At 59.8% G+C, this 1,769-nt stretch carries 2 protein-coding genes; both read left to right on the forward strand.

All coding sequences use genetic code 11. The annotated features are described in order from the left end of the window. Positions 1-345 (forward strand): dTMP kinase (locus NW863_RS05310; protein ID WP_414365006.1); only part of this gene is annotated, 345 nt, incomplete at its 5' end. Positions 346-512: 167 nt separating this feature from the next. Continuing rightward, a complete protein-coding gene (locus NW863_RS05315) occupies positions 513-1,466 on the forward strand; it encodes a CHAD domain-containing protein (RefSeq protein ID WP_414365007.1) in 954 nt (317 codons plus the stop codon). Positions 1,467-1,769: the final 303 nt, after the last annotated feature.

The following is a 1,769-nucleotide window of genomic DNA, read 5'->3' on the forward strand; positions in this document are numbered from 1 at the left end:
TATGGTCGCGGGCTGGACCTGGAGAAGATCCGCCAGCTCAACCACTTGGCTACCGGCGGGCTGCAGCCGCACCTCACCCTGTGGTTGGATCTCCCCCCTGAGGTGGGGCTGGCGCGTTCGCGTCAGCGTCGCGTAGCGATTACCCGTTCCCTACAGTCAGAGGCCGACAAACTCGAGCGAGAACACCTGGAGTTTCACCGCCGAGTTTACCGCGGATTTCAAGCTCTAGCCGCCGAGTTCCCGCAGCGGATTGTTCGCATCGACGCCATGGGATCCCCGGCAGAGGTAGCCACCCGCATCTGGGCAGCGGTCAGGCCCCGCCTACCAAAGGCTCCGCCCTGCTAGCCCGAATGGCGGTCTCAACCGTTTCCCTGGCCATACCCTGCTCAGAGGTTAAGATTAGGTTAAAAAAGAAGAGGGCGCGGGTGACCTCAGGGTAAGGTAAGTAGGCTATGCAGGGAAAGCCTTCTGCCCTTTTTAGGCCCCGTTTTGACAGGTAGAGGAGATTTGCCGTGAATGCCATTGCTGCTGAGCAGAAAAGCGAGCACTCGATCCTGCTGGCGTCTTCCCCTTCACCCACCGTGGCCGCTTGGGCCCACCAATTGTTAAGCCAGCAATGGCAGCGGCTGCAGAAGCACGTGGGGAGAGTGCTCAACCAGCACCCCGAGGCAGCAGAGTCCCTCCATCAAATCCGGGTGGGCCTGCGCCGCATCGGCACCTGGGTGGAGGTGTTTCAGGGATCCGTGCGCCTGCCCAAGCCGCTCAAGCCCAAACGTCTGCAAAAGTTGACCAGAACCCTGGGCCAGCAGCGGGATTTGGACGTGTTGCTGGAAATCCTCCAAGAGCCCTATTGGCAGGGGATCCCAGCAGCCGAGCTGGAGGAGCTGGAGGAAGACCTGCGGCAGCGTCAGGCCCAAGCCGAGAAACGTTCCCGCCGCATTTTGGAAGATGCAAACTTCCAAGAGTTTCAGGCAGCCTGCGCGGAGTGGCTGGAGCACCCCCGCTACCGGCCTGCGGCCCAGCTTCCCCTCCAGGAGAGCTTGCCTCACCTGTTGGCTCCTTTGCTGGCCGCCTGGTTCCTGCAGCCGGGCTGGCGGATCCCGTCTTTTCCCGAGACAGAATCTCAGGCCAAACAGCTACACGATCTGCGCAAAGCCACCAAACGCCTGCGCTACCAGGTGGAGTTTTTCGCCCCCTTTTACGGGGAAACTGTGCAGGAGTGGATCAAAACTCTGAAAGGCCTACAGGAGCAACTGGGCCGCTTCAACGATTTACAGGTTTTGCAGGCCAAGTTGCCCGCCGACTCGGCCCTACAGCCTAGGTTACGTGAGCAACAAGAGCTGGCTTTGCAGGATTGGCCGTTGCAGCAACAGCGCTACCGCAACCCTGCCGAGCAGCAGCGGCTATATCAACTGCTATTCTCGGCTGGGGAAAGCAGCAACGGGGAAGCCCAGGTGGTAGGCTAGGGCGTAGGGTTGGACAAGCCTGCTCTAGGTCTAGGGGAGGGACAGCGGTGAGCTCCGCTTTTGCCTCAGGGCTAGAGGGAAGTCGGCTATTGTCTAAGTCTTTCCCAGAGCAGGAACTCCAGCCCCTTCACTGCTGCTCCTGCCCCTCCTGCCTATGAAAAAGGGAATTGCCACGGCCATCGCTTTGCTTTGCTGTTTGCTGCTCCTGCTTTTCTTCTGGCCCCTGAGAACGGCTGCCCAAAAACAAACCCTTCAACTCTACATCTGGTCGGAATACATTGACCCGGCCATTCTCACTGCCTT

Origin of the sequence: Synechococcus sp. B60.1, assembly GCF_047462555.1 — a bacterium.
GTDB lineage: Bacteria > Cyanobacteriota > Cyanobacteriia > Thermostichales > Thermostichaceae > Thermostichus.